The sequence below is a fragment of the Asticcacaulis sp. genome (assembly GCF_047605585.1).
GTDB lineage: Bacteria > Pseudomonadota > Alphaproteobacteria > Caulobacterales > Caulobacteraceae > Asticcacaulis.
Window position 1 is genome coordinate 331,760 of sequence record NZ_JASGFK010000002.1, and the last position, 26,506, is coordinate 358,265.

General features: G+C 60.3%; 33 protein-coding genes and 1 tRNA gene. 21 read left to right on the forward strand and 13 right to left on the reverse strand.

Features of this window, described 5'->3' with window-relative positions:
• Positions 1–9: 9 nt before the first annotated feature.
• The 3 genes from QM647_RS07395 to QM647_RS07405 form a co-directional block, all read right to left on the reverse strand.
• Positions 10–507: a DUF805 domain-containing protein gene (locus tag QM647_RS07395; protein ID WP_414994866.1), complete on the reverse strand. Its 498-nt coding sequence runs from the start codon at positions 505–507 to the stop codon at positions 10–12.
• A gap of 57 nt (positions 508–564) precedes the next feature.
• Positions 565–705, reverse strand: coding sequence for a hypothetical protein (locus QM647_RS07400; protein WP_414994867.1), 141 nt, complete (start codon positions 703–705; stop codon positions 565–567).
• Positions 706–824: 119 nt separating this feature from the next.
• Entirely contained in the window at positions 825–1,571 is a 747-nt protein-coding gene (locus QM647_RS07405; RefSeq protein ID WP_414994868.1) for an SIMPL domain-containing protein, read from the reverse strand.
• A 165-nt stretch (positions 1,572–1,736) separates the two neighbouring features.
• Here QM647_RS07405 and QM647_RS07410 point away from each other — a divergent pair.
• Positions 1,737–1,812 (forward strand) — tRNA-Ile (locus QM647_RS07410).
• A 33-nt stretch (positions 1,813–1,845) separates the two neighbouring features.
• On the opposite strand, the gene QM647_RS07415 is transcribed toward QM647_RS07410, so the two are convergent.
• The 3 genes from QM647_RS07415 to QM647_RS07425 all read right to left on the reverse strand — a co-directional run bounded on the left by QM647_RS07415 (position 1,846) and on the right by QM647_RS07425 (position 4,020).
• Positions 1,846–2,214, reverse strand: a complete 369-nt coding sequence (locus QM647_RS07415) for a hypothetical protein (RefSeq protein WP_414994869.1) — start codon at positions 2,212–2,214, stop codon at positions 1,846–1,848.
• Positions 2,215–2,387: 173 nt separating this feature from the next.
• On the reverse strand, positions 2,388–2,630 hold the full coding sequence (locus tag QM647_RS07420) for a hypothetical protein (protein ID WP_414994870.1): 243 nt from the start codon (positions 2,628–2,630) through the stop codon (positions 2,388–2,390).
• 121 nt (positions 2,631–2,751) lie between these two features.
• Positions 2,752–4,020 carry an MFS transporter gene (locus QM647_RS07425; protein ID WP_414994871.1) on the reverse strand — a complete coding sequence of 423 codons (1,269 nt, stop codon included), beginning with the start codon at positions 4,018–4,020 and terminating at the stop codon, positions 2,752–2,754.
• 68 nt (positions 4,021–4,088) lie between these two features.
• Here QM647_RS07425 and QM647_RS07430 point away from each other — a divergent pair, with 68 nt between their 5' ends.
• Together QM647_RS07430 and QM647_RS07435 are read left to right on the forward strand one after the other, a co-directional pair.
• Entirely contained in the window at positions 4,089–4,652 is a 564-nt protein-coding gene (locus QM647_RS07430) for a TetR/AcrR family transcriptional regulator (RefSeq protein ID WP_414994872.1), read from the forward strand.
• A gap of 83 nt (positions 4,653–4,735) precedes the next feature.
• Positions 4,736–5,941 carry an ATP-binding protein gene (locus QM647_RS07435; RefSeq protein ID WP_414994873.1) on the forward strand — a complete coding sequence of 402 codons (1,206 nt, stop codon included), beginning with the start codon at positions 4,736–4,738 and terminating at the stop codon, positions 5,939–5,941.
• On the opposite strand, the gene QM647_RS07440 is transcribed toward QM647_RS07435, so the two are convergent.
• Positions 5,938–6,198 (reverse strand): GNAT family N-acetyltransferase, encoded by a 261-nt coding sequence (locus QM647_RS07440; protein WP_414994874.1) that lies wholly within the window; start codon positions 6,196–6,198, stop codon positions 5,938–5,940. The two genes, QM647_RS07435 and QM647_RS07440, sit on opposite strands and share 4 nt — an antisense overlap.
• A gap of 236 nt (positions 6,199–6,434) precedes the next feature.
• Here QM647_RS07440 and QM647_RS07445 point away from each other — a divergent pair, with 236 nt between their 5' ends.
• The 10 genes from QM647_RS07445 to QM647_RS07490 all read left to right on the forward strand — a co-directional run bounded on the left by QM647_RS07445 (position 6,435) and on the right by QM647_RS07490 (position 14,992).
• Complete coding sequence (locus tag QM647_RS07445; RefSeq protein WP_414994875.1) at positions 6,435–7,301, forward strand: SPOR domain-containing protein; 867 nt, start codon at positions 6,435–6,437, stop codon at positions 7,299–7,301.
• 5 nt (positions 7,302–7,306) lie between these two features.
• Positions 7,307–8,395 carry a beta-N-acetylhexosaminidase gene (gene nagZ / locus QM647_RS07450; RefSeq protein ID WP_414994876.1) on the forward strand — a complete coding sequence of 363 codons (1,089 nt, stop codon included), beginning with the start codon at positions 7,307–7,309 and terminating at the stop codon, positions 8,393–8,395.
• Positions 8,392–9,252: a segregation and condensation protein A gene (locus tag QM647_RS07455; RefSeq protein WP_414994877.1), complete on the forward strand. Its 861-nt coding sequence runs from the start codon at positions 8,392–8,394 to the stop codon at positions 9,250–9,252. Before nagZ ends, QM647_RS07455 begins: the two co-directional genes overlap by 4 nt.
• Positions 9,249–9,890 (forward strand): SMC-Scp complex subunit ScpB, encoded by a 642-nt coding sequence (scpB, locus tag QM647_RS07460; RefSeq protein WP_414994878.1) that lies wholly within the window; start codon positions 9,249–9,251, stop codon positions 9,888–9,890. The genes QM647_RS07455 and scpB overlap by 4 nt, the downstream gene beginning before the upstream one ends.
• A gap of 167 nt (positions 9,891–10,057) precedes the next feature.
• The gene (locus QM647_RS07465; RefSeq protein WP_414994879.1) at positions 10,058–10,243 is read left to right on the forward strand and encodes a twin-arginine translocase TatA/TatE family subunit; all 186 of its coding nucleotides are present in this window, start codon (positions 10,058–10,060) and stop codon (positions 10,241–10,243) included.
• A 46-nt stretch (positions 10,244–10,289) separates the two neighbouring features.
• Positions 10,290–10,808, forward strand: coding sequence for a Sec-independent protein translocase protein TatB (gene tatB / locus QM647_RS07470; RefSeq protein ID WP_414994880.1), 519 nt, complete (start codon positions 10,290–10,292; stop codon positions 10,806–10,808).
• Positions 10,805–11,737: a twin-arginine translocase subunit TatC gene (gene tatC, locus QM647_RS07475; RefSeq protein WP_414994881.1), complete on the forward strand. Its 933-nt coding sequence runs from the start codon at positions 10,805–10,807 to the stop codon at positions 11,735–11,737. The genes tatB and tatC overlap by 4 nt, the downstream gene beginning before the upstream one ends.
• A 180-nt stretch (positions 11,738–11,917) precedes the next feature.
• Positions 11,918–13,351 (forward strand): serine--tRNA ligase, encoded by a 1,434-nt coding sequence (gene serS, locus QM647_RS07480; protein ID WP_414994882.1) that lies wholly within the window; start codon positions 11,918–11,920, stop codon positions 13,349–13,351.
• Between the two features lie 211 nt (positions 13,352–13,562).
• Positions 13,563–14,354: a 5'/3'-nucleotidase SurE gene (gene surE / locus QM647_RS07485; protein WP_414994883.1), complete on the forward strand. Its 792-nt coding sequence runs from the start codon at positions 13,563–13,565 to the stop codon at positions 14,352–14,354.
• Positions 14,351–14,992, forward strand: a complete 642-nt coding sequence (locus QM647_RS07490; protein ID WP_414994884.1) for a protein-L-isoaspartate(D-aspartate) O-methyltransferase — start codon at positions 14,351–14,353, stop codon at positions 14,990–14,992. The genes surE and QM647_RS07490 overlap by 4 nt, the downstream gene beginning before the upstream one ends.
• Before the next feature lie 25 nt (positions 14,993–15,017).
• On the opposite strand, the gene QM647_RS07495 is transcribed toward QM647_RS07490, so the two are convergent.
• From QM647_RS07495 to QM647_RS07510, 4 genes are read right to left on the reverse strand one after another with little or no spacing between them, the layout of a single operon-like run.
• The gene (locus QM647_RS07495; protein ID WP_414994885.1) at positions 15,018–15,299 is read right to left on the reverse strand and encodes a hypothetical protein; all 282 of its coding nucleotides are present in this window, start codon (positions 15,297–15,299) and stop codon (positions 15,018–15,020) included.
• 19 nt (positions 15,300–15,318) lie between these two features.
• Complete coding sequence (locus tag QM647_RS07500) at positions 15,319–15,858, reverse strand: RNA polymerase sigma factor (protein ID WP_414994886.1); 540 nt, start codon at positions 15,856–15,858, stop codon at positions 15,319–15,321.
• A gap of 10 nt (positions 15,859–15,868) precedes the next feature.
• Positions 15,869–16,291 carry a hypothetical protein gene (locus QM647_RS07505; RefSeq protein WP_414994887.1) on the reverse strand — a complete coding sequence of 141 codons (423 nt, stop codon included), beginning with the start codon at positions 16,289–16,291 and terminating at the stop codon, positions 15,869–15,871.
• 10 nt (positions 16,292–16,301) lie between these two features.
• Complete coding sequence (locus tag QM647_RS07510; protein WP_414994888.1) at positions 16,302–16,493, reverse strand: hypothetical protein; 192 nt, start codon at positions 16,491–16,493, stop codon at positions 16,302–16,304.
• A gap of 411 nt (positions 16,494–16,904) precedes the next feature.
• Between QM647_RS07510 and QM647_RS07515 the strand changes: the two genes are divergently transcribed.
• The 7 genes from QM647_RS07515 (at position 16,905) to QM647_RS07545 (ending at position 23,329) form a co-directional block, all read left to right on the forward strand.
• The gene (locus QM647_RS07515) at positions 16,905–18,143 is read left to right on the forward strand and encodes a peptidoglycan DD-metalloendopeptidase family protein (RefSeq protein WP_414994889.1); all 1,239 of its coding nucleotides are present in this window, start codon (positions 16,905–16,907) and stop codon (positions 18,141–18,143) included.
• 156 nt (positions 18,144–18,299) lie between these two features.
• Positions 18,300–18,662 carry a preprotein translocase subunit YajC gene (gene yajC / locus QM647_RS07520; protein WP_414994890.1) on the forward strand — a complete coding sequence of 121 codons (363 nt, stop codon included), beginning with the start codon at positions 18,300–18,302 and terminating at the stop codon, positions 18,660–18,662.
• 33 nt (positions 18,663–18,695) lie between these two features.
• Positions 18,696–20,291, forward strand: coding sequence for a protein translocase subunit SecD (gene secD, locus QM647_RS07525; protein WP_414994891.1), 1,596 nt, complete (start codon positions 18,696–18,698; stop codon positions 20,289–20,291).
• A gap of 11 nt (positions 20,292–20,302) precedes the next feature.
• Positions 20,303–21,277 (forward strand): protein translocase subunit SecF, encoded by a 975-nt coding sequence (gene secF / locus QM647_RS07530; RefSeq protein WP_414994892.1) that lies wholly within the window; start codon positions 20,303–20,305, stop codon positions 21,275–21,277.
• A 14-nt stretch (positions 21,278–21,291) separates the two neighbouring features.
• Complete coding sequence (locus tag QM647_RS07535) at positions 21,292–21,918, forward strand: DUF998 domain-containing protein (RefSeq protein ID WP_414994893.1); 627 nt, start codon at positions 21,292–21,294, stop codon at positions 21,916–21,918.
• Between the two features lie 32 nt (positions 21,919–21,950).
• On the forward strand, positions 21,951–22,589 hold the full coding sequence (locus QM647_RS07540) for a hypothetical protein (protein ID WP_414994894.1): 639 nt from the start codon (positions 21,951–21,953) through the stop codon (positions 22,587–22,589).
• Between the two features lie 56 nt (positions 22,590–22,645).
• The gene (locus QM647_RS07545) at positions 22,646–23,329 is read left to right on the forward strand and encodes a squalene/phytoene synthase family protein (protein WP_414994895.1); all 684 of its coding nucleotides are present in this window, start codon (positions 22,646–22,648) and stop codon (positions 23,327–23,329) included.
• Here the strand turns inward: QM647_RS07545 and QM647_RS07550 are convergent.
• Positions 23,326–24,048, reverse strand: coding sequence for a DUF1353 domain-containing protein (locus tag QM647_RS07550; protein WP_414995219.1), 723 nt, complete (start codon positions 24,046–24,048; stop codon positions 23,326–23,328). The genes QM647_RS07545 and QM647_RS07550 overlap by 4 nt on opposite strands.
• A 69-nt stretch (positions 24,049–24,117) precedes the next feature.
• Complete coding sequence (gene trmFO, locus QM647_RS07555) at positions 24,118–25,518, reverse strand: methylenetetrahydrofolate--tRNA-(uracil(54)-C(5))-methyltransferase (FADH(2)-oxidizing) TrmFO (RefSeq protein WP_414994896.1); 1,401 nt, start codon at positions 25,516–25,518, stop codon at positions 24,118–24,120.
• 184 nt (positions 25,519–25,702) lie between these two features.
• Here trmFO and QM647_RS07560 point away from each other — a divergent pair, with 184 nt between their 5' ends.
• On the forward strand, positions 25,703–26,506 hold the full coding sequence (locus tag QM647_RS07560) for a hypothetical protein (protein ID WP_414994897.1): 804 nt from the start codon (positions 25,703–25,705) through the stop codon (positions 26,504–26,506).

The window sequence follows — 26,506 nt, forward strand, 5'->3', positions numbered from 1 at the left end:
GGGCAAGGTTCAAAACACGTCGGACTTGTCCATATCCGGTTGGCGGGGGGATGGGCCATACTGGTTTGGGCCTTTGTTTCCAGGCCACAGAGCCAGCGCCAGTGTACAGGCTGATATAGTATAAAAGGCAATTGTGGTCGCCATAAGAGTCCAGTGAAGTGTCGGATTGTAGGCGTGATCCAACAGGGCTCGCGACTGGATGAAGGACGCAATGAAATTGAGAATGCCCGGCACGGAAGCCAGCAGTGCTAAAAAGCCGCTCAAACCCACATCATGCAGGCGCTTGAATGTCACGGCAAACAGTGGCCACAAGACTATAAGATGGCAGATGGTGATAATGCCCAGCACCATGGTCACAGAAGAGACTGGAAGAGAGTAGGCCCGCATGACATGCGGTACACAAGCGAAAAACAGCTTGAATGGCAGAACGGTCAGGGCGAAAGGCAGGCGTGTCACGCGACCTTTGAGCGAAAAGAAAAACGCCCAGAAATGAAATTGCCGCTGCATTCCAGCCCCCACTTAATGCGGGCAGACTAGATGAGCTTTTTCAAGCGGGCAATCGTGTCAGGCGTTCATGCCGAAAAGCAGGGCGGCGAGGAAGATGCCGACATTCACCGGATTGAACGCGCTGTCGACGGCCAGCCAGGCGGGGAGCGCCGGCGCGACCTTGGCAACAGCATAGACGGGCGCACGTTTTCCAAACATGCGGGCAGGTTAATAAAGTCTTAATTTGGCGTCGAGCTGATAATCGTCCTGATTGAATCCATACACAGAAAAAGCCTGCCGAGGGCATCGGCAGGCTTCATGTCAGGGCTTGCAGGCGCCTATTCCAGTTCGAAGGTCGCCGACACATTGACGCTCAGTTGCAACTCGCCGGAAGAGACCGGGGTCGAGGCATCGGCCATCTTGGCGCGGGCAAACATGACCGGCTGCGGCTGGTTGTAGACCGGCCCGCCTTCCTCGATCGAGATGATGCGCTTGACCTTCATGCCGGTGGCGGCGGCATAGAGATTGGCGCGCTTGAGCAGGGTGGCGACCGCGGCTTGGCGCGCCTGGTCGGTAATTTCTTCATCGTTCTTCAGGCCGAAATTGATGGCATTGACCTGATTGATGCCGGCCTTGATCACCGCATCGATCACCGGACCTGTCTGGGTCAGGTCATTGACGCGCACGGTGATCTGGTTCTGCGCCTGATAGCCGGTCAGCTTCGGCGCCTGGCCATCGGTGTAATCGTATTGTGGGTTGAGGTTCAGGCTCGACGTCTGGATATCCTTTGCCGCGATGCCGGCAGTCTTCAGCGCGGCCATGACCGTATTCATGCGCACATTATTGGCCTTCATGGCGTCGGAGGCGGTTGCGCCTTGCGTCACCACGGCGAAATTGATGGTCGCCATGTCGGGCGTGGCGCTGACCTCGCCATTAGCGCTGAGCGACAGGGTGCTCTGGGCCGGCATGACCAGTACGGGCGCGGACTGGGTTTCAGCATTCGCCATCAGGGGCGCGGCCATGAGGCCGGCGGTCAGGGCCCCAAGGGCGAACGACTTCAGCAAGGCGGATTTGATGACGGACATGTGGATGGTCTTTCTATAGTGTTTTATGGGCCGGCGGCTTTGATAGCCATACGGTAGGGCTATGATGGTGGATGGCGCATGAATACGGGCTGAACGGCGCGGATAACTGAAAAATGGCCTTTAAATCCGGGCGCGTGCATGTTAGCACGGCCTCCCTTGCATTGGGGGCCTGTAGCTCAATGGTTAGAGCCGACCGCTCATAACGGTCTGGTTGGGGGTTCGAGTCCCTCCGGGCCTACCACTTTCAGAAAATATGTCCCTGAGCCGCAAATGGCTAAGGCTTGGCCTTTTCCAGCGTATGCTTGAAGTCGGCCATCACGCTCCACAGATCGCGGTCGCACTGACCCGGATCGGGCGCGCCGCAGCGGACATCGATATCGAACTTGTATTTCTTGTTGCCGGCGTTGGGGCGTTTGGTGACGGTCATGGCCACGCCCGTTTCACCGACCGGAGACGGGTAGGTCGCGATGGTGGTACTGGTCGTCGTCTTGATCTTGTAGCTAGCTGTACCCGTTACAAACTGCTGGGCAGCGGACCATTTGGCGGCGCAATCCTCATCGCCCTGGCAGGCGGGAGGATTCGTCTTGTAATCCTTGAGTATGGCCTGCCGTCTCGCCGTATCTTGCGGCGAAGGTTTCGCCATTGCGACCGCAGGGATCACGACAAGGAAGAGGGTGGCGAGAAGGAATCTGTTCTTTTTCATTGTCAGCCATCAAAAGAGCCGCGCAGGTCGATGCCTGCAACTCTCTCTGTCGCATACGCCGATTCGCGGAATGGCCGGCGGGAGAACCGCGCGGCTATTACACAATTTGAGCGTCAGTTGGTGGCTTTTTCCAGGTTGCGCTCGACGTTCTTGGCCGGCGGCTGGTCGCCCAGCTGATCCGCGGCCTTGTCCAGACCATGCGGCGCGGCTTCAATCGCGTCGCCAACACGCTCGCTGCCCGACCGGTTATCCTGCATCAGGTATACGGCGCCGACCGCCAGTATGGCAATAACGGCGACGATGAGGACGACAATCAGGCTGTTGCTGCCGGAAGATTGAGTGTTTGAGATGGCCATATGGGTCTCCTTGCTGCTTGACGGCCACCCTAAACAGCCAGGCTGCAAAGAGGCTGTAACGACATGCCGTCTCAACAATAAACAGACGATCAGTTTTATGCCGATGGCCGTAATGGCGCGTTCAGACCGCAGCGGGCGTTGCCTTCGGCCGCACGATCAGCAGAACGAAGAATGCCGCGAAGAGGCACAGGCCGCCGGCAATCAGGAAGGCCGGAATATAGGTAGCATAGGTCGTGCGGATATAGCCGGCGGTGAAGGCGATAGCCGCCGCCCCCAGCTGGTGGCCGGCGAAAATCCAGCCAAAGACCATGCCGGCCTTTTCACGACCGAACTTTTCCGCTGTCAGTTTCAGGGTCGGCGGCACGGTGGCGATCCAGTCGAGACCATAGAAGACGGCGAACAATGACAGGCCACCGAAGGTGAAGTCGGTATGCGGCAGGTAGAGCAGGGAAAGCCCGCGCAGGCCGTAATACCAGAACAGCAGCCAGCGGGAATCGAAGCGGTCGGACAGCCAGCCGGAACCGATAGTGCCGATGAAGTCGAATATGCCCATCATGGCCAGTACGCCGGCCGCTGTCACCGCCGCCATGCCGTAATCGCCGCACAAAGACACGAAGTGGGTCTGGATCAGACCGTTGGTTGAAGCGCCGCAGACGAAGAAACTGGCAAAGAGTATCCAGAAGGTGCGGGTGCGGCCGGCTTCCCCCAGTACGCCGATCGGTGACAGCTGGGCCGGGGGCGGCGTCGGCAGGGTTTCGGTTTCGCCATAAGGCAGGAGGCCCAGGTCGGACGGTCGGTCGCGCAGGAACAATAGAACCATGGTAAGCGTCACGCCCAACAAGCCCACCACCAGCATCAGGGCGGCGCGCCAGCCATAGCTTTCCGACATACGGGCGACCAGCGGCAGGAAGGCAAGCTGCCCGGTGGCCGAACTGGCGGTCAGAAGGCCGATCACCAGACCGCGGCGGTGCGTGAACCAGCGCGTGGCCACCGTAGCGCCCAGAACGATCGCCGTCATGCCGGCGCCGGTGCCGACGCAGATGCCCCACAGCAGGACCAGTTGCCACATCTGCGTCATCAGCATCGAAAGGCCCAGTCCGGTGACGATCAGGGCCAGGGCCAGCGACACCACCCTTTTGAGGCCGAACCTTAGCATCAGCGCCGCCGCGAAGGGCGCGATGGCGCCGAAAAGGATCAGCCGCAGGGCGAGGGCGCCGGAAATATCGGCCGTGGTCCAGCCGAATTCCTTTTCCAGCGGCGGCATGAGCACGCCAGGCGCCCCCAGTGCACAGGCGGTGGTGAGCATGACCAGAAAGGTGACGGCCGCCATTACCCAGCCGTAGTGGATGTTGCGGCGCTGAAGCTGCGAGGCGAGAACGGTCGATATCATGATGGACTCAATTTTACATGATCATTGTCATGATTGCATTTATGATAGTGATCATGTATAGTCAAGGTATGAAAACATCGAAGGCAAATGTCGAGGCCAATCGGCAGAAGCTGCTTGAAGCCGCATCGGAGGGATTCCGTCAGCACGGCTTTGATGGCGTGAAGGTGGCCGATGTCATGCAGGCGGCCGGCCTGTCGCATGGCGGTTTCTATACCTATTTCGAATCCAAGGACGATCTGGCCGCCCAGGCCTGCGCCGCGTCGCTGGACCGCCAGGCCGAACGGTTGAAAGGTGCCGAGGGCGAGCCCAGGGCCGAACTCAGAGCCTATGTCGAGCGGTATCTTTCCACGAAAAACCGGGACCTGCCGGGACAGGCCTGCCTGTTCCCCTCACTGGCCGCAGAGGTGTCGCGTCAGGCGGCGCCTGTCAGGCAGGTTTTCAGCGAGGGCGTGGCGCATTATCTCGATGCTCTGGCCACTTTAAGCGACGGCGGGGAAGGGCGGCAAAAGGCCATAGCCCTGTTATCCGAACTGGTCGGTGCCATGGTCCTTGCGCGCGCCGTTGGGGATGAGGCGCTGTCGGATGAAATCCTGATCGCGGTCAGGTCAGATTTATCTGCGCGTTTCGGATAATTTTCCACCCTTTCGCGCGCGTTTTGACCATAGCGCCGTTACGGGAGAAATCAGTATTTGCTTTGCCTGGGCATGTGTGAACAATGCCCCGCATGGACGCGCTGGGACTCACAGGCAAGCACGATTTTCAGGCGGATCTGGATGCTGTCGCCGGCATATCCGCCGTGCCGCGCATTCTCGATCTGGTCTGCCGCACGACAGGCATGGGTTTCGCCGCGGTGGCGCGGGTGACGCCGGAACGATGGATCGCCTGCAGTGTGCAGGATAATGTCGCCTTTGGCTTGCGTTCCGGTGACGAACTCAAGGTCGAAACCACGCTTTGCCATGAAATCCGCCAGAGCCGGCAGCCGGTCGTCTTTGACAATGCGCCGGAAGACCCGCGCTATGCGGCGCATCACACGCCGGCGATCTATGGCCTGAAAAGCTATATTTCCGTACCGATCATCCTACCTGACGGCCGGTTCTTCGGCACGCTGTGCGCGATCGACAGCCGGCCGGCCAGGGTCAATACGCCGGAAGTGATCGGCATGTTCGAGCTTTATGCCGAACTGATCGCCCATCATCTCGATGGGCACGAACATATCATGGCGGCGCAAAATCAGCTGGTCGAGGCGCAAAAAGCCGCGGAACTGCGCGAGCACTTCATTGCCGTGCTCGGGCATGACCTGCGCAATCCGCTGGGGGCCATCACCTCCGGTGTCGCCCTGCTGGAGCGGACGCCGCTGAACGAACGTGGTATGGCCCTGGTGGCCATGATGCAGAAATGCACGAACCGCATGACCGAACTGATTGAAAATGTGCTCGATTTTGCCCACGGTCGCCTGGGGGGCGGCATCACGCTCGACATGCGGGCAGCGGTCGATCTGGAGCCGGTCCTGCATCATGTGGTCAGCGAATTGCGCACCACCTGGCAGGACCGCGTGATTATCGAGACCTATGACCTGCGCGGTCCGGTGACCTGCGATCCGGACCGTATTGCCCAGCTGTTTTCCAATCTGCTTGGCAATGCGCTCAACTATGGTGCGCCGGACCTGCGCGTGCGGGTCGGGGCCCAGAGCCGTGCCGGTGAGTTCGAACTGTTTGTGGCCAATGGCGGCCGTCCCATTCCGGAGAGCGCCATGGCGAGGCTTTTTCAGCCCTTCGTGCGTGGTGGCGGCGGAGAGACACAGCCGCAGGGACTGGGGCTGGGGCTCTATATCGCATCGGAAATCGCCCGGGCGCATGGCGGTGCGCTCCAGGTCGTTTCGAACACTAGTGAAACGCGCTTTACCCTGAAAATCCCCGCCTAAAGCTTGCGATGCCTGCGCATCCAGGCCGCAGCGTAACCGCAGATGGGCACGACCGCATAACTCTTTTGGGCGGCCGCCGTCATGACGCCCTCCATCAGCTGGCCGGCAGCCCCGGTGCCGCGCAGGGGGAGGGGCGCTTCGACATAGTCGATATAGAGGGTATCGCCCGTGACGTGGTAATCAGCATGGGCGACATGGCCGTCGATCTCCAGTTCGAACCGGCTGCGGGCGGCATTGTCGATAACGGTGGCGGTCATGTTTCTCTCCTCTGCTGCCCCTGATTTAGGAAGGCGGGGATAAGAGAGCAATACCACCCTATTCACAACCTGCCGGTTCGCAAATGAAACCACAGGGATTTTTGGCCACAGGACTGTCAAAATCACCCTGTAATCGATATGTTCGCGCCCGATTCCACACGACATTCTCCCGGAATCGGACCTATTGTTACTTTTTTGCCGGCAAGCCCTTGCCGGGTCTCTGGGGATTTTCCACCATGTCAGACAAGGATCGCGGCACCTATTCGCCCCCGACCGAGGACAATCTGAACTATGAAACGCGCCGCGCGCCCGCCTCGCGCGACAAGGCGCCGGTCACCCTGATCATAAGTGGAATCTGCCTCGTCGTTCTGCTGCTTGTCGTCGTGATCTTCTATAATTACGGCATGAACAAGCATGGCAAGATCGCGCCGGAAGTCGGTGATTCCCTGGGTGATATCAAGGAGGGCCAGATCCAGGACGCACAGCCCCTGTCTGATCAGGATTTGAGCGATTCGGGTGTCACTGCCTTCGCGCCGGGCGCGGAAGAGCCGGGTGCGCGTCCGGCCGCCAGCGCCTCGACGGTCGATATCGCGCCCCTGCCGGCCGCCCCGATCGAAGGGCCGCTGCCTTCGCAGGCGGGCTCGGTTGCCGCCAATCCGCCAGCGCCTTCCGTGCCGGTCCCGGCACCGGCCGCTCCGGCCTCGGCGGCTCCCAAACCTGTCGTGTCCTCCGCTGCCACCAATCCGCCAGTGATCAAACCGACGGTCAAACCGGCAACACCTGTCCTGACGCCGCCCAAGCCGGTGACAGCGCCGGCCGCGTCTTCGGCGGCACCCGTGGCTTCGGTCAAGCCGGCGGCCGCCAGCGGTGGGGCGGCGGTGCAGATCGGCGCCTATGACACGCCGGAGATCGCCAACAAGGAATATGCCAAGGTGGCTTCGTCCTACGGCCTGTTTGTCGGCGGCGCCGGTAAGCGCGTTGAAAAGGTCACCACGCCCAATGGCACCTTTTATCGTACGGCCTTCACCGGCCTGAGCCCGGAAAAGGCGAAATCCTTCTGCTCGGCGCTCAAGGCCTCGGGCCACGACTGCATCGTAAAGTAGGCGTCATGCGGGGTGTCGCCGCCAGTAAGGTCAAGGCCAGGAAGGTCTCAGCCTGCATTCTGGGGCTCGCGGGCACCGAACTGACGCCGGAAGAGCGCCGTTTCTTCCACGATGTCCAGCCCCTGGGGTTCATTCTGTTTCGCCGTAATATCGAAACGCCGGAACAGGTGAAGACCCTGGTGGCCTCTCTCAAAGGCCTCGTGGCGCATGAGGCGCTGATCCTGATCGACCAGGAAGGCGGCCGGGTCCGTCGCCTGCGCCCCCCGCACTGGCCGGACTATCCCGCTGCCGGCCGTTATGCCGAAGTGACCAATGATCCTGCCGAACAGCGCGAGATCGTGCGTATCGGCGCGCGGCTGATGGCGCATGATCTCATCGAACTTGGCATCAATGTTGATTGCGCGCCGGTACTGGATGTGCCGCAGCCGGGCGCCCACGAAATCGTCGGTGACCGCGCCTATGGCCTGACGGCGCAGGACGTCGCGATCATGGGGCGGGCGGCCTGCGAAGGGTTTCTGGCGGGGGGCGTGCTGCCCGTGATCAAGCACGCGCCGGGCCACGGTCGTGGTGGGGCGGATTCGCACATGGACCTGCCGAAGGTCGATGCGAAACTGGCCGATCTGTTGCATACCGACTTCTATCCATTCCAGGTCAATGCCGACATGCCGGCGGCCATGACCGCCCACGTGCTTTACCGCGCCATCGACCGGCGAAATCCGGCGACGACCTCAAGGAAGTGCATCAAGATTATTCGTGAAGTAATTGGTTTCGATGGCCTTTTGATCACAGACGATCTCTCCATGAATGCGCTTTCGGGCACTTTGGCCAAACGCGCCAGGGCCGCTCTGCGGGCGGGTGTCGATATCATCCTGCATTGCAGTGGCCAGATGGATGAGATGAAATCGGTGGTGGGCGAGGTGACGAAGCTCAAGGGGGAGGCCCTGCGTCGTGCCAATGCCGCCATTGGCCGTCTGTTGAAAGTTCCCGAACCGCTGGACGTCGTTGACGCAAGAGCGCGTTTCGATGTCGTCCTGTCGCGCGGGCAGGAAACCGCCGTGAAAATCGATCCGACCGAAGGGCATCTGCCCGCATGAGCCGCGACACGACACCCAAGGGGTTTGAAAACGACGTCCTGCAAAGGCGGCTGGATTTCGATGGCCCCGGCCCCGAGGTCGCCGAGGAAATCGCCAATGACGAGGCGCTGATCCTGGATCTGGAAGGCTACGAAGGCCCTCTGCATGTGCTGCTGGCCCTGGCGCGGCAGCAGAAGGTTGATCTGCTCAAGATTTCGATTACCCGCCTGGCCGAGCAATATCTCGCCTTTATCCAGGAAGCACGCCGGCTGCGCTTTGCCCTGGCGGCCGATTATCTCGTCATGGCCTCGTGGCTGGCCTATCTGAAATCGCGCTTGCTGCTGCCCAAGGCCGAGCGCAAGCAGACCAACGAGCCGGCGCCGGAAGAACTGGCGCTGTCGCTGGCCTATCGCCTGCAGAAACTGGAAGCCATCCGCAAGGCGGTCGAGGCCCTGACCTCGCGGCCTCAGCTCAAGCGTGATGTCTTCGCGCGCGGCGATCCGGAGGCCCGGCTGATCATCCCGTCCTCGCGCATCGAGGCCAATGTGTTCGACCTGATGAGCGCCTATGTCACCCAGCGCCGCCGTGAGATCGAGCGCCATTATGACCCGACGCGCCGCATCGAGGCCTATTCGCTGGAGGACGCCCGTGATAATCTGCGGGCGCAGCTGCCGAAGCTAACCAACTGGACGGCGCTGGACGAGGTGGCGCCGCAGCCGCGCTCGACCAATGGGCCGCGCCGGGTCTCTTATGTGGCCTCGACTCTGTCCGCCTCGCTGGAACTGGCCAAGGAAGGCCATTTGCAGCTCCAGCAACTGGCCACTTTCGAAACCCTGTATATGCGCAAAAGGCAGGCGCTGATGGGAGACAAGTCATGACGCCGGAAACCGTCGAACGCGCCATCGAGGCGCTGCTGTTTGCCGCCGATGGGCCGCTGTCGGCTTCGGAAATCGCCTATCGCCTGCCGGAAGGCGCCGATGTCGGCAAGGCGCTGGCGGCGTTGAAGGCGCGCTATGCCGGGCGCGGGGTTGCGCTCGAAATCATCAATGACCGCTGGCAGTTCCGCACGGCGGCCGATCTCAGCTATCTGATGGTCGAGGAACGCGAGGAACCGCGCCGGCTTTCGAAAGCGGCGCTCGAGACCCTGGCCATCATCGCCTATCACCAGCCGGTGACGCGCGCCGAGATCGAGGCCGTACGCGGGGTGGGCCTGTCACGCGGGACGCTCGACGTGCTGCACGAGATGAACCTGGTCAAGCTGCGCGGCCGCCGGCGGTCCCCCGGCCGGCCGGTGACCTATGGCACGACCGACTACTTCCTGGAGCAGTTTTCGCTGCCTTCGCTGGCGGATCTGCCGGGCGCGGCGGAAATGCGTGCGGCGGGCCTGCTCGATATCAATGTACCGGCCGATTTCATGGTGCCGGACCCTTCCAGTGGACAGACCACGGAAGACCCGCTGCTGCTGGAAGAGATGGAAGAACCTGAGTTCGCTCAGGACTTCTTCGAGAAGGAATAGCTGTGACTCAGGCGTGAAATAGATTTTATCGTTCTATTTTTTCAGCCAAACCCTTCCATGACCGGCTAAAACGCGCTTATAAGAGCGTAAATTGGTCCATAAGGACTGACATTTGAAGCGCGGACGCCTATTTTAAGGTGGGGCGAGCGCTTACAGGAGATTGTAAAATGGGTGGAATGAGTATCTGGCACTGGGCCATCGTTGCCCTGGTGGTGGTGCTTCTGTTCGGCGGTGGCAAGCTGTCGGGCCTGATGGGCGATGCCGCCAAGGGCATCAAGGCCTTCAAGCAGGGCCTGAAGGACGACGATGACGACGTGAAGACCAAGAAGCCCGACGAAGAGCCCAAGGCGTAAGCCTGAATTCTGTCTGCGTCTGAACTTGTAAGAGAAAGTCTTTCACATGGTGCCCGGTATCGGGGGCGGTGAACTCGTCCTCATTGCGGTCGTGGCCCTCGTTGTCGTTGGCCCCAAGGACCTGCCCAAGCTGCTGCGTCAGGTCGGCCGCTTCGTCGGCAAGATGCGCCGCATGGCCGATGAGTTCCGCACCTCTTTTGAGGACATGGCGCGGCAGAGCGAGCTTGAGGATCTGCGCAAGGAGGTCGATGCCTTGCGCGCCGGGCAGATCAAGGCCTTTGATGATGTCAGTCACCAGATGAAGGCCATCGAGACCGACATCAATTCCAGTCTCAACAGCTCGACGCCGGAATACAAGCCCAATACCTATGATCTGGCGGCAACGGCCGAGACGCCCGCCGAGCCGGTAAACCCGCAGCTGGAAGGCCTGCCGCCGGCCGAGAAGGAAACGCCGGCGAAGCCCCGGCGGGTCCGTAAGCCCAAGGCCGTAGTGGAAGCCAGCGTCGAGCCCGAACCGACCGTCACGCCCGTCAAGCGGACCCGCACGAAGAAGACCGTCGCATGAGCGAAGAGACCCAGCTGCCGGCGACCGTCCCCGCGGAGATCGAGGACAAGTCCAAGCGCAACATCATCACCGCTGACCAGGACGAACTGGACATCGAGTCGTCACGCGCGCCTTTGATGGACCACCTGATCGAACTGCGCTCGCGCATCATCGTCATGGTGGTGGCGTTCGTCGTCTGTGTTATCGGCTGCTATGCCTTCCACAACACCATCCTGTCGCTGCTGACCCATCCTTTGGCGGTGGCCTCGTCGCTCTATGAGGAGCAGAAGGCCCACGGTCATGGCGGTCCGTTCGACCTGATATCCGTCCTGCTGGGCATCAAGACCATCGGCAATGTCAAGGAAATCCCGCTGATCGCCACAGCGCCGATGGAGGTCTTCTTCACCAACCTGCGCCTGGCCATGTTCGGCGGGGTGATCGTCAGCTTTCCGGTCCTGGCCTTCCAGGTCTATCGCTTTGTGGCGCCGGGGCTCTACAAGCGCGAACGCATGGCCTTCCTGCCGTTCCTGATCGCTGCCCCCGTGCTGTTCCTGCTCGGCATGGCCATGGTCTATTTCCTGATGCTGCCGATGGTGCTGTGGTTCTCGCTGAACCAGCAGGTGACCGGTGCGGGCGGGGTGGTCGTTCAGTTCATGCCCAAGGTGTCGGAATATCTGCAGCTGATCGAAACCCTGATGATCGCCTTCGGCCTTTGCTTCCAGCTGCCGGTGGTGCTGACCCTGCTGGGCCTGACCGGTCTGGTGACCTCGAAGATGCTGGGCTCGTTGCGCCGCTATGCCATCCTCGGCATCGTCATCGTCGCGGCCATTGTGACGCCGCCGGACCCGATCTCACAATGCATGCTGTCGGTACCGATCTGGCTGCTCTACGAAATCTCGATCCTGTGCGTGAAGATCATCGAACTCAGAAGAGGCAAGCAAGGGGCGTAACGCCCCTTGACCCGCAACTCGACAGCGTGTGTGGCGCTGTCTCTGGGCTTGCCTGATATAGACCACACAGTATAAGACGCTCTTTCTCCTCCCTTGCGAGCCTTTTGGCGAAGCGGGGGAGGGGGCGCGCTTGTCGCGCCGGAGGGGGCCGTTCCCCGTATACACGTCAAGGCTCATAAAATGCACGATATCAAGGCGATCCGCGAAAACCCTCAGAGCTTTGTTCAGGGCTGGTCACGTCGTGGCCGCGAAACGGCGCAATCGGATGTCGATGCCCTGCTGGCGCTGGACTCTGACCTGCGCGCTGCGCAGACCGCCTTTCAGGCAGCCCAGAGCCGCCGCAATGAGGCCTCGAAGCTGATCGGCCAGGCCAAGGCCCAGAAGGACGAGACGAAAGCGCAGGCCCTGATGGCCGAGGTGGCGGAACTGAAAACCACCATCGAAACGACGCAGGAAGCCGAGCGCGTGAAGGGCGAGGAGTTGCGTAATCTGCTGGCCTCGCTGCCGAACGTGCCGTTTGAGGATGTGCCGGAAGGCGCCGATGAGCACGGCAATGTCGAGGTTCGCAAGCATGGCGCGCCTAATATCCTCAGCTTCCCGGCCAAGGATCATGCCGATCTCGGCGAAGCTCTGAAGATGATGGATTTCGAGGCGGCGGCCAAGATGTCTGGTTCTCGCTTTGTGGTGTTAAAGGGACAGTTGGCACGTCTTGAACGTGCCATTGGTCAGTTCATGTTGGACTTTCAGACAATTGAACACGGCTATATCGAGGTAAACCCGCCTGTACTTGTTCGTGAACAAGCTTTATTTGGTACTGGGCAACTCCCTAAATTTGAGGAAGATTTGTTTTTCGCCACTTCTCTTTATAAGGCCGACCGAGAGGATTTGAAAAACGGAGAATTTGGAGCTGGCTTGTATTTAAAAAAAGGGCCAGATACCGAAATCTATCTTGATGCAAATGACAAAATTCATTTGCGAATAGACCCAACAGGCTCCAAATTAGTAAGCCCGCCACATTATCTCATTCCGACAGCCGAAGTCACTCTGACCAACCTCGTGCGTGAAGCCATCACTGCCGAGGAAGAGCTGCCGCTGCGCCTGACCGCCCTGACCAACTGCTTCCGGGCTGAGGCCGGTTCGGCCGGGCGCGACACCAAAGGCATGATCCGTCAGCACCAGTTCCAGAAGGTCGAACTCGTCTCCATCACCACGCCAGAGCAATCCGACGCCGAACATGACCGCATGACCACCTGCGCCGAGACGATCCTGAAAAAGCTCGATCTCAGCTTCCGCACCATGCTGCTGTGTACCGGCGATATGGGCTTTGGCGCGAAGAAGACCTACGATCTCGAAGTCTGGCTGCCTTCGCAGAATACCTATCGCGAAATCTCGTCCTGCTCGAACTGCGGGGATTTCCAGGCGCGCCGCATGGACGCCCGTACGCGTAAAGCCGGTGAGAAGGGCACGCGCTTTGTCCATACACTGAATGGCTCCGGCCTGGCGGTTGGCCGCACGCTTGTGGCCGTCATGGAGAACTATCAGGACGAGGGCGGCAAGATCGCCATCCCGGCCGTTCTCCAGCCCTATATGGGCGGTCTGACGCACATCGGGTAAGGAAGGCTTATCCACAGATAAGCGCAGATGTTTATGGGCATTTCTGATTTTGTGTTGAATGATATCTGAGGCGCGAAGCGCCATCTGTGCTTATCTGGCTTATCTGTGGATTCTTTACCTCGATCTGAGCGCGGCACGCGCATCGTTTGGTCATCAAAAAAAGCACCGCCACCGCTTGCCCCGGCAGCGAAAATCGCCGTACAAACGCCCCATGCGTATCCTGCTCACCAATGATGACGGTATCGATGCCTTTGGGCTGAAGGTGCTTTACGATATCGCTTCGGCGCTCAGCGACGATGTCTGGGTCTGCGCGCCGGTGCTGGAGCAATCCGGCAAGGGGCGCGGTGTTTCCCTGCACGATCCGGTCCGGGTGCGCCGCCTGGGCGAGCGCCGTTTCGCCGCCGCCGGCACGCCCACCGACTGTGTGCAGATCGCCGTCAATGACCTGCTGGATACCCCGCCCGATCTGGTGCTTTCCGGCGTCAACCGCGGCTTCAATCTGGCGCAGGACGTCACCCTTTCCGGCACGGTGGCTGGCGCGCTGCAGGGCATGTCGCTCGGTATTCCCTCCATCGCCCTGTCGCAGTGCCTCGATTTCGATCTCGATATCGAAGCGCAATGGCAGGCGGCGCAGGTTTATGGCGCGCCGGTGATCAGCAATCTGATCCGGCAGGGCTGGCCGGCCGATGTCATCATGAACATCAACTTCCCGGATTGCGCCGCCGACGATGTGACCGGCGTTGAGGTCACTCGTCAGGGCATTCGCAACCTGCACGAAATGCATGCCGTTCGGCGCACCGATCCGCGCGGCCGCGATTATTACTGGATCGATTTTCATAATTACGAGCAATCATTGATTGACGGCACCGATCTGAAGGCCATTGCCGAGAAGCGCGTCTCGGTGACGCCGCTGCATCTCGACCTGACGCATAACGAAACCCTGCACCGCCTGAAGAAAACCCTGGGCGGTGTGGCGCCGAAGAAGGTGGAGGCGACACAGTGAGCGAGGAACCGACGCGTCTTGAGCGCCTCTTGAGCACGTTGAAAGCGCAGGGCATTACGGACAAGAAGGTCCTGCATGCCATGGAATATACGCCGCGCGACCTCTTCGTGCCGGAACTGTTCCTCGATCGCTCGTGGGAAGATTCCGCCATTCCGATCAACTGTGGACAGACGATTTCCCAGCCCTATATCGTGGCCCTGATGACGCAGGCGCTGAAGATCGAAGGTCGCCATCGTGTACTCGAAATCGGCACGGGCAGCGGTTACCAGACCGCCGTGCTTAGCCGTCTGGCGCGCTATGTCTATACCATCGAACGCTATCGTTCTCTGATGGTCGAGGCGGAAATCCGCCACAAGCGGCTGATGCTGGAAAATATCATCTATCGCTTCGGCGATGGCTGGGAAGGCTGGCCGGAGCAGGCGCCGTTCGACCGCATCCTTGTCACCGCCGCCCTGCCGGAAGAGCCGACCATGCTGCTGTCACAGCTGAAGCCAAAGGGGATCATGGTGGGGCCGCAGGGCCGCGGCTCGACCCAGCGCCTGCTGCGCTACACCAAGACGGCGGATGGCTATGAGACCGAAGACCTCGGCGAGGTGCGTTTTGTGCCGCTGATCGCCGGCGTGGCCAGGGAAACTTAAAACCGAGAGACTTAAAACCAGAAAGCTAGAAAAGCCGCCAGCCGAAAACACGGCGCGCCTGATCGAAGCCGTAGAGCGAGCACAGGACGGCCGCTGCCGCAATGACTTCCGGCCACAGGGAGTGCCCGATGGTGGTCAGGGCCGGGGTGATATAGGGCATGACCAGGAATAAAAGCGCCGTGCCCGCTACCGTGACGGTGAACAGCCAGCTCAGGTTTTCCATCAGGCGGCGCTGTTCGATCCGTTTCATGACGGCGACGACAAAGCCCAGGTCGCGCGCCGGTGGGGCGGGCGGTTCGGCTGCCATCAACATTGCTTTTAAAGGGTCATTGGTCATCGGGTACACCCAGAAGAGCATTGAGTTTGGCTCTTCCCTTGAGAATATGCGACTTAATCGTGCCGAGCGGAAGGCTTAAAATCTCGGCGGCCTCGGCGTGGCTGTAATCGCTCGCCACACAGAGCGAAATGGCGGCGCGCTGGTCGAGCGGCAAACTGGCCAGCGCGGCCTGAACGGTCAGCTTTTCATCAACCGTTGACAGGCGTGACTGTGCCTGCAGACCGAACCAGGCGGTTTCGCGGGTGCCGGCGCGGTTGAAGCGCCGGCGGTCATTCAACGCCTTGCGATAGGCGATGCCGCAGACAAAGGTGCGGAAGGCAACGCCGTCGCGCAGCTTGTGGAGGTTGGCCCAGGCGGTCACGAAGGCTTCCTGCGCCAGGTCGTCGGCATCGTCGGGCACGGCGGCGAGGCGGCGCACGAAGGCGCGCACCGCCTGCTGGTGTTCCGCCACCAGCCGCGAGAAGGCGCTGTCGGAACCCTCTCTGGCCTGGCGGATCCACTGCGCCTCATGACCGTTGCAATCCCCCATCTTGACCGTTTCAGGCCTTCGGTCCGCTGAAGGTGGCGATCAGCGCCCAGATCAGCGAGGCGGCGGCGGCCACGGTAAAGGCGATGCCGAGCGCGCTGAAGATCTGATTGGCTTCGCCCAGCTGCGTATAGTGGCCGGCATAGGTGAAGCCGGCGGCCAGCGCGCCCCAGACCACCACCTTGCGCCAGCAGCCAAAGCGTCCATACCGATCATAGCGGTTGTAGCGGTAGCTCATGGCGCGATCCTCGTCTGTGCGCAGGGCATCGAGCAGGGCAGCGGGCGGTTCCTTGCCCTGGTCGGCATAGGTCTTGATCAGTTTCAGCGTCTCGCTGCGGTGGCGGAAATGGCCCAGCATGGCCACAAAGCCCATGCCCATGCCGAAGATCGGGAAGATCAGCCACCAGTAGCTGCTGGCAAATTCAGTTGCGGTCATTGCGGTCTCCCTAGTATGTGCAGCGGCGGAGCAGGGCCAGCAGTTCGGCGGGCGGTTCCTTGCCCTGGTCGGTATAACTGCGGATCAGCGACAGGGTGCGGCGGTTTTCTTCGTCCCGCAACAGGCTGCGGACCAGGCTGAGCACGCAGAAGCCGAGGGGGAATATCATCCACCAGTAGTGATCGAAAAGGGTTACGAGCATCTGTCTCTCCATGGCAAGCCGATTTAGCTTTCTGAGACTGAATGTCCGACAGGGGCCGGTCTGGATGCGGCAAGTGAAAATATTTTTTCAGGAGAGGGGAGTGGAGGCCTGCCCCCGAATTGAACGGGGCTGCACGGAGTTGCAATCCGTGGCGTAAACTCTCCGCCAACAGGCCATGGTCGAGATTATAGCAGGTACTTATAAACGCAAAGTTATTCGCGCGAACGACGCAATTTAACCAAATCAGGTGCCTGAAGACGCAGACCGGCGGCCCGGTGCCTTCACGGCGTTTTGAAGGCTGAAATCATTAAGGAAATATTCAACGCACCTTAACGAATCGTTAGCCATAAGTTTAGATAGAGTAGGTTTGCCCTAAGCTTTGCGCGCCTTAGGGTCCCGTGGGAGCCCCTGATGAATCCGCATAGTCTTCATTTCGCCAATCTTTCGCATAGCCTGGCGCATCGCCTGGGCTTCAGGCTGGTCCTGGCCGGACTTGGAGGCCTTCTGATGCTGGCGGTGCAGGGCTGTACCACGGCGAACATGCCGCAGCCGAAATATCCGATCTATATGCAGGACAAGCCGGCCGCGCCGACCTCGACCCTGCCGCCTGCACCCGTCGAGGCCGCGCCGCCGCCGGTAACGACGCCGTCGCCTTCCGGCAGCGTGCAGTCGAGCGAACTGGCGCCGCTGACGCCGCCACCTCCGCCGCCACCTCCGGCTGAAACCCTGCACCCCTCGACACCGGTCGCTGCGGCGCCATCGCGGCCCAAACCGTCCGCAGTGCCCCCAGCGCCTGCGGAGCCGGCTGGTGCGGCTTACGTCTATGTCATGCAGCCCAAGGATACGCTGTTCGGCGTGTCGCGCCGCTTCAATGTGAACATTCACCAGATCTATGCGTTGAACGACCTGTCGGCCGACTCGCCGATCCGCGTGGGGCAGAAGATACTATTGCCGGCTTTTGCCAGCGACAAGGGCGCGGAGGAACATGCCAATGGCCCCGGACCGGTCAAGGTAAAGGCCAGCCTGGCGGCCGCAACGCCCGCTGTGTCGCCGGGCAAACTTGCTGTAACGGCTCCGCCACCTCCGCCGGTTGTGAAGCCGTCTACGACGACCACGACAACCACGACGACGACGGTGACCAAACCGACCGTGGCTCCGCCTGTTACTCAGGCAGCAACTCAACCGTCAAAGCCGGTTGTGGCCAAACCTGTCGCGCCGCCGCCGGGCTTTCCGGCCAATGCGCAACTGGCCCAGATGGGCAAGGGTAAATTCATATGGCCGGTGAAGGGGCATGTGCTGGTGCCCTTCGGCCAGCTGGCGCCGAACGTGCGCAATGACGGCATCAATATCGCGGCCGGCAGCGGCACCGAGGTCAAGGCCGCGGCGGATGGTGTCGTTGTCTATGAAGGTGACCAGGTCAAGGAACTGGGAAACACCATCTATATCAAGCACGACAATGGCTGGTACACGGGTTATTCCCACCTTAAGACGATGAAGGTGCAGAATAATGAGCATGTCACCAAAGGGCAGGTAATAGGCACGGTGGGCGAGACCGGCACGATCGACAAGCCACAGTTGCACTTCGAGATTCGTTATACGCCATCAACCGATATTGCGCGGCCGATTGATCCGACGATCGTTCTGCCCTGAGCGCTTTTAAAGTCAAAGCTATCAGGCATTTTAGCCCGTAAGGAGGTCGTGGCAAATATGTCATTGACCTTTTTCGGGTTGTGCCTATGTATGGCGAACAAATTTTTACCGGTTTTTTAAATGGCCGATAAAAAGTCAATGTTTTAGGAGACGTTCGTGTTCGCAACACCCGCCTTTGCCCAGGCCGCCGGCGCCGCCGGTTCTACCGGTAACGACCTCATCACCATGCTGCCCATGATGCTGATCCTCTTCGGCGCCATGTATTTCTTCATGATCCGCCCGCAGAGCCAGCAGGCCAAGAAGCACAAGGCGATGCTGGGCGCGCTGAAGCGCAATGACACGGTCGTTTTGTCTTCGGGCATGATCGGCAAGGTGACCCGCATCGAGGATGCGGAAATCATGGTCGAAATCGCCACCGGCGTGAATGTGCGCGTGGTCAAGGCGATGATCACCGAGGTCCGCGTCAAGGGCGAACCGGCGCCGGCCAACGACGCCAAGTCCAGCGATACCAAAAGCTAAGCTGTTACAGTTTCAAGACCGAGCATTCCGATCATGATCAATCTATCACGCTGGAAGGTGGGGCTGGTAATCGTCGCCGTCCTTCTGGGCATCCTGTTTTCCTTGCCCAATTTCCTTCCTGCCAGCGTGCGGGATCAGGTCAAGAGCTTCATGCCGACCCAGATACTCAATCTGGGCCTGGACCTTCAGGGCGGTTCCTACCTGCTGATGGAGGTCGATACCGATGACCTCATCAAGACCAAGGTCAACAGCCTCACCGAAGAGGTGCGCTCGGGCCTGAATGACAAGTCCATTGCCTTTACCGGCCTGGCCGCTTCCGGTTCTTCGGTCACGGTGCGCGTCACCGATCCGGCAGCGATGAACGACGCTTACGGCATCCTCTCGAAGCTGGCCTCGACTCTGCCGAACAATGCCTCTGCCAAGGACCTGACCGTCCAGCGCGGTAATGACCAGACCTTCACGCTCACCCTGACCCAGGAAGGCATTCGCTCGACCTCGGCCGGCGCGGTGGAAACCTCCATCGAGGTCATCCGCAAGCGGATCGACAGCCTGGGCACCAAGGAGCCCTCGATCAGCCGCCAGGGCATCAACCGCATCGTTATCGAAGCGCCGGGCGAAAGCGATCCGGAACAGCTGAAGCGCGTTATTGGCCGTACCGCCAAGCTGACCTTCCAGATGGTCGATGAAACCGTCAGCCAGGCTGATCTGGCCGCCGGCCGTATTCCACCAGGTTCGGAAGCCTTGCCGGATGACAGCCGGGGTGGCACCCCCATCGTAGTACGCAAAGCCATCCTGGTGGCAGGTAACAGCCTGAACAAAGCAAATGTCGGTGTCGATCAGTATCAGCGTCCGGCGATTGACTTTGGCTTTAACGGGGAAGGCGCCAAGGCTTTTGGTGATGCAACCGCGCGTAATATTGGCAAGCGCTTTGCCATTATTCTGGATGGTCATATCGTTTCCGCCCCGACCATCCAAGGTGCCATCACTGGTGGCAGCGGCCAGATCACTGGCTCCTTTACGCACGAAGAAGCATCAGAAATCGTCAATATCCTTAAGAGCGGTGCGCTGCCGGCCAAGCTGAACTTCGAGAGCCAGCGCACGGTCGGCGCCGAACTGGGGGCCGACGCCGTCCATGCCGGTATCGTTTCGACTGTGATCGCCTTCATCACCATCGTCGTCTTCATGTTCCTGGCCTATGGCTTCGTTTTCGGTGGCGTTTCCATCGCGGCCCTGCTGGTCAACCTGCTGCTGATCATCGCCTCGATGACGGTCTTCCAGGCCACCCTGACCCTGCCGGGCGTGGCGGGCCTGATCCTGTCGCTGGCCGTGGCCGTCGACGCCAACGTGCTGATCTATGAACGCATCCGTGACGAGGAACGCGCCGGTCACAAGCCGATTGCCGCCCTCGATGTCGGCTTCTCGCGCGCCCTGGTTTCCATCATGGACGCTAACATTACCTCGCTGATCTCGGCCCTGATCATGTTCGTCTTCGGCGCCGGTCCGGTGCGCGGCTTCGCCTGGACCCTGATGATCGGTGTGTTCACCTCGGTCTTCTCGGCCATCCTGGTCAGCCAGGTCCTGCTCGGTTTCTGGTATCGCGCCACGAAGCCCAAGAAACTCCCGATCTAAGGTATAGCGTCATGCATTGGCCACTTATCAAAAACCTGCCGACCGAGTTCCACTTCCGCTTTACGAAGTACGCTCCGGTTGCCGCTGTCCTGTCGGGATTAGCCATCCTCGCCACCATCGCGGTCCTTTTTCTGCAAGGTCTGAACCTCGGCACCGATTTCGCCGGCGGTAACGTGCTGGAAGTCGAAACCCCCGCTGCCGCCAACCTGGCTGATCTGCGGGCGCGCATGGGCGATTTCGGGGCGGAAGATGCCTCGGTCCAGGCTTTCGGCAGCGCGCGCGACGTCATCATCAAGTTCAAGCTGAACGCCCAGGACCAGAACAACGAGGGGGTCGAAGCCGTAAAGGCCAAGCTGGCCGCCGCGGTGCCGGGCATCACCTTCAAGCGCACCGAAGTGGTCGGCCCGAAAGTGTCGTCGGAACTGCTGCGTTCGGGCTTCCTGGCGCTGGGCGCGGCACTCCTGCTGATGCTGGTCTATATCTGGATTCGCTTCCCCTCCGGCCTGCAGTTCGGTTCGGGCGCGGTCATCGCCGTTCTGCACGATGTGGCCCTGACCATCGGCATGATGGCCTTCCTGCGCATCGAATTCACCATGACCTCGATCGCCGCGCTGCTGACCGTCATCGGCTATTCGATGAACGAAAAAGTCATTACCTTCGACCGGTTGCGTGAAAACCTGCGCAAGTTCAAGAAGACGCCGCTGGCCGATATCATCAACCTCTCCGAAAACGAGCGTCTGTCGCGGACCATCATCACCGGTTCGACCGCGGTTCTGGCCCTGGCTGGCATGCTGTTCCTCGGTGGTCCGGCCCTGTTTCCGCTGGTCTTCGCCATGGTCTTCGGCATCCTGATCGGCACCTATTCATCGATCTATGTCGCCCTGCCGATCATCCTGATCTGGGGCGTCAACCGCAATGATCCTGATGCCGAGGTGATCGACCTGGGCGGTATGAAGAACAATAAGAAACCGAAGCAGATGCCCTGATGCGCCAAGCGGCATTGCGTAAGTTTGCATTCAGTCTGCTGATACTGGGCGAGGTCATCTACCTCGCCCTTATCTGTATCGGCGGTGTCTATTACCCAGGCTATGACCATGGCCGTCAGTACATAAGCGAACTGGGCGCGAAGGGGACGGTGACCGGCTGGGCGGTCAGCTGGCTGGGTTTCCTGCCGAGCGGCTTGCTGATTACCGCCTTCTGCCTGATCGCTGCCTTCGACCTGCGCCGGCATGTCCTCTCGGCGATCAGCCTGTGCCTCCTGGCCTGGTATGCGGCAGGGCTTATCGCCAGCGCCCTCTATCCGTGCAATTTCGAATGCGGACATGCCACCATGACCCTGTCGCAGTGGCTGCATGACCTGATGAGCGGTACGGGCTATCTGACCGGTATAGTTGGGGTCTTCCTGGCAGGCTATGCGGCGCGCGGAAGCCGGGCAGGGTGGCTGCATCCGCTAGGTATTGCCTGTGCGATCATCGGCGCCATCGGCCTGTCGGGTGTAATGGTGGATATCCCTTACGGCGGTCTGTCGCAGCGCGCACTGGAACTGGTCATGGGCATTTTCCTGCTGGCCTATGGCTGGGCCTTTGCCACCGGACGGCTGGTTGGCATTGGCGGCAAAATCGCTTAAGACAGTCAGCGGGTTTTCACGAGGGCAGGACAATGGCGGGTTTTCTGGGTAATTTGCGCAACGTGATGATTGTCAGCCTGTTGCTGGCGATCGTGGTCATGGTCGGTTTCGGCATGCACGGCTCCGGCTTCAACGAGTTCTTCCTGATGGCGGTGCTGCGCTGGGCGCACGTCCTCTGCGGCGTACTCTGGATTGGCCTGCTCTACTATTTCAATTTCGTGCAGATCCGTGTCATGCCGGATATTCCGGCCGATCTGAAACCGGCGGTCAGCAAGTATATCGCGCCGGAAGCCCTGTTCTGGTTCCGTTATGCGGCCCTGTTCACCGTGCTGCTGGGACTGGCCCTGGCCTGGGTGCGCGGTTATATCGCCCAGGCGCTGAGCTTCGGGTTTGCCACACCGACCGCCGCCGGCTATGTCTTTGGCTTCAACTCCGCCAATACCTCTTTTGTCTTTATCGGTGTCGGCATGTGGCTGGGCCTGATCATGTTCTTCAATGTTTGGCACATGATCTGGCCGGCACAGAAGATCGCTCTGGGCATCCGTGAAGGCTTCACGCCGGAGCAGAAGGCCGCTGCCGCGAAGAAGGCGATGATCTTCAGCCGCATCAATACCTTGCTGTCCCTGCCGATGCTGGCGAGCATGGCCATGTACCAGACCATTTTCGGCTAGGCCGAAATGGCTGGATATAAGTTAAAAAGCACCAGACTATTTTTGGGTAAGAGTTAGTGACGTCCTCAGAAATTTTGCCCCAAGATATTAAAGTAAAATCCGAGGACGTCCGTCTCGCTTGTGCCTTTATATCTGATGCAGGCAAACGCGCAGAGATATTAGCCCTGTTCGCGTTTCTGGAAACCCTGCGCGATATCCCTGAACGAACCACTGAGCCGCTGATGGGGGAAATACGCTTACGCTGGTGGTATGAGGCGTTGGACGAAATCGCCGAAAAGCGGCCGGTTCGCTACCATCCGCTGACAGAAGCCATCAAGGCGATGGTTGCGCGCTACGATCTGTCGCCGGTAGTTTTCCAGGATATGATCGAGGGCCAGATGCCCCTGCTCGACAAGGGGGCTGTGACCGTCAAGGAGGCGCTTGGCGTCGTCGATCGTGGTGAGGGCAATCTGTTCCGCCTGGCGGCGCAGGTGCTGGGCGAGGATATGGCCCTGACGGAGATCGCGCGCCTGCATGGCATGACCCAGATCAAGCTCACCCGTGGCCTGAGCGATGCCGGCGAGATGGAATTCAGCCACCTGAAGCGCGAAGCCGCCAAGGCTGCCAAGGCACTTCCGACTGCTCTGATGCCGCTCGCCCTGCCATCAGGTCTGGCAGCGACCTACTGGCAGGAAAAGGTGCCGGGGCCCTTGTCCAAACGCCTTCGGTTGTTCTGGTCGTTCGTGACCGGCCGGATCTAGTCTGTCTTTTTCTTGCCCCAGGGCAGTTTCTTCATCACATCATCCAGCGGCTTTTCCGTCACGACGACCGGCGGCGGTACGGCGATGATCACCGGCTTGTCCGGATAGGCGCGCCAGCCCGACTGGATCAGTTCGTTGAAGCCCTGGCATTTCGGCATGATGCGCACGGCACCGGTGCGCGGCCTGGGGAAGGGCGGCAGTTGCTTCACGTCCTGGTGCGCCGGATCGGTGAACTGCCAGTCGGAAGCCAGACCATAGCCACTCTGACCGCCGACATGGACGGCATTATAGGCGATACGCGCCTGAATTTCCGGCACACCATACTTGATCATGGCGCGATAGAAGATGCCGTCGGCCACGTCGCGCTTGCCGGGTTCGCCGATGGTGTAGAGCCAGTCATGGATGATGGCGGCGCGGGCAGTCGGGCCCTGCGGATCGATAACGCTCTGACCGTACCAGGGCACGGAGGCGAAGTCGGTGACGTACCATTTGGGCACGACGATCACCATGCCGGTGCCGGGATCGCAGTAGGGGAATTCGGCGTTCAGGGTAAAGAGCTTGCGGCCCTGCTTGGTCTGGTTGAACAGCATGATCGGCAGCGGCGTCAGCGAACTGGGCAGCACGGGGGCGGCCACCGGCACATAAACGGTCTCTGTCGTCTTGGTGGTGCCGCAACCGGTAGCCAGCAACAGGGCCGCGCCTGCGGCGGCCTTCAACATGAATTTCAACAAACGCACGACAATGACCTGAATTGATGTCCCCACAACTTCCGGCGATTAGCCGGAAATTCAGGCGATATTTAGCCAGTCCTGCAAATCCTGCAAGGCGCGCAGGGACATCAGGCGCTTTTTGGCGCGACCACGCTCTTTCAGCGGGATTTTTTTGCCCTCTTCATCGACCTTTGGCGCTTCCAGCTGGGGCAGAAGGCCATAGTTGATGTTCATCGGCTGGAAGGAACCGCCTTCAAGGTGACCAATGGTGATGTGGTTGAGCAGGGCACCCAGCGCCGTGGTTTCCGGCGGGGCGGGCAGGGCACGGCCCAAGGCCTGGGCGGCGGCGAACCGGCCGGCCAGCAGGCCGATGGCGGCGCTTTCGACATAGCCTTCCACGCCGGTGATCTGGCCGGCGAACCGCGCTGCCGGGTGTGATTTGAGGCGCAGCTCGCGATCGAGAATTTTGGGCGACTGGATAAAGGTATTGCGGTGCAGGCCACCCAGACGGGCGAACTGGGCGTTTTCCAGGCCGGGGATCATGCGGAAGACATCGGCTTGCGCGCCGTGCTTCAGCTTGGTCTGAAAACCGACCATATTATACAAGGTTCCCAACGCGTTATCCTGGCGCAGTTGAATAATCGCATGCGCCTTGATGGTCGGGTTGTGCGGGTTAGTCAGGCCCACCGGCTTCATCGGCCCGTAACGCAGGGTCTCGCGACCGCGTTCGGCCATCACCTCGATCGGCAGGCAGCCGTCGAAATAGGGCACATGCTCCCAGTCCTTGAACTCGGCCTTCGGGCCATCGAGCAGGGCGTCGATAAAGGCCTCGTACTGGTCCTTGTCCATCGGGCAGTTGATATAGGCCGCGGCATCGCCGCCGGGGCCTTCCTTGTCATAGCGCGATTGCTTCCACGCTTTCGACATATCGATGGAGTCGTAATGGATGATCGGCGCAATGGCGTCGAAGAAGCTGAGCTGGCCTTCACCGGAGACATCGAGCACATATTGCGACAGGGCTTCGGAGGTGAGGGGGCCGGTGGCAACCACCACATTATGCCAGTCCTTATTGGCCAGGGTGGTGACTTCCTCGCGCACAATCGTCACCAGCGGGTGGCTGGCCAGGGCTTCGGTCACTGCGGCGGAGAAGTTTTCACGGTCCATGGCCAGGGCGCCGCCGGCGGGCACCTGATGCTGGTCGGCACTTTTCAGGATCAGCGAACCGGCCCGGCGCATTTCCTCGTGCAGCAGGCCCACGGCATTAAATTGCCAGTCATCGGAACGGAAGGAATTCGAGCAGACCAACTCGGCCAGGCCATCGGTCTGGTGGGCATTGGTGGTGATCGGCTGGCCGTCGCGCGTGCCGCCGCGCATCTCGTGGAGGATGACCGGAACGCCGGCGGAAACAAGCTGCCAGCAGGCTTCGGAACCGGCGAGACCGCCGCCGATAACGTGTACGGGAGAGGGAGAAACTGTCATGCGCCCGCTCTATAGTAAGGCCGTCGCACTGTGAAGCACTATGTGCGCGCCATATGTGTTGCATCGTGGCAAGAGGCGGATGAAAATCCGGCGGCGTTAACGAAATAAGCTTTTAAAGCGAATGGATTTGTTTCTAAATCCGGATTGGCCTGAAATGAGTGCGCTGGCCAGGCTTGGGGGTATTATGAGTTCGGGTTTTTCGGTAACGCAGGCGCTCTGGGCCGCCGTGAGCTTTGTGCCGCGGGCCTGGCAGGGAGCGTGGCTGGTGCTGGGGCTGATGCTGGTCGCGACGGTGGGCCTGTCCTTTTTTGCCATGTCGCATCAGCTGAAGCTGATAAGTCTGTTGATTGTATTGCTTCTTTTCCTTCTGAAGCTGGTCGCTCAAGGAGCGCTTTACCGTATCGCACTCTTTGGACGTGACGCCAGGGCCGAAGGGCTGGGCTTCGGCGGCCTGCAGTTCGGCTGGCCGGAATTACGGCTGCTGTGGGCTACCGTGGTGGTGTCGCTGTTCGTATTGATGATCGTGGCGACTGTAGGCATCGTCTTCGCCATTGCCTTCAGCATGTCGGGCCTGGCATCGGGCTATGAAGACTCGATGGCGGCGCTCATCGCGCTGGTGAAACGGCACAGCGGGGCCGATTATGTCTTTATCGGCTATCTCGCTTTCGCAGGCCTGTATCTCATCTTCCTGTCGCTGAAACTGGTGCTGGTGCCAGTGGCCAATATCGGCGGCCGCAAGCTGGTCACCCTGAATGCGCTCGGCCTGACCACGGGCTATGTAGGCCGGCTGTTTCTGGGGTTGGCGGCACTCGTTGTGCCTTTCTTGCTGATTGCCGGCGGTGTGGCGCATACACTGCCCCTTAAGGGCAATGGCGGCATTCTGGTGCATATGGCGCTTCTATTGCTGGATATTTTCGGCCTTTTCCCGCTTATTGTCGGTTTTTTGACCTCGGCCTATAGGCAGATCATGGCGATCAGGTCTAAATAG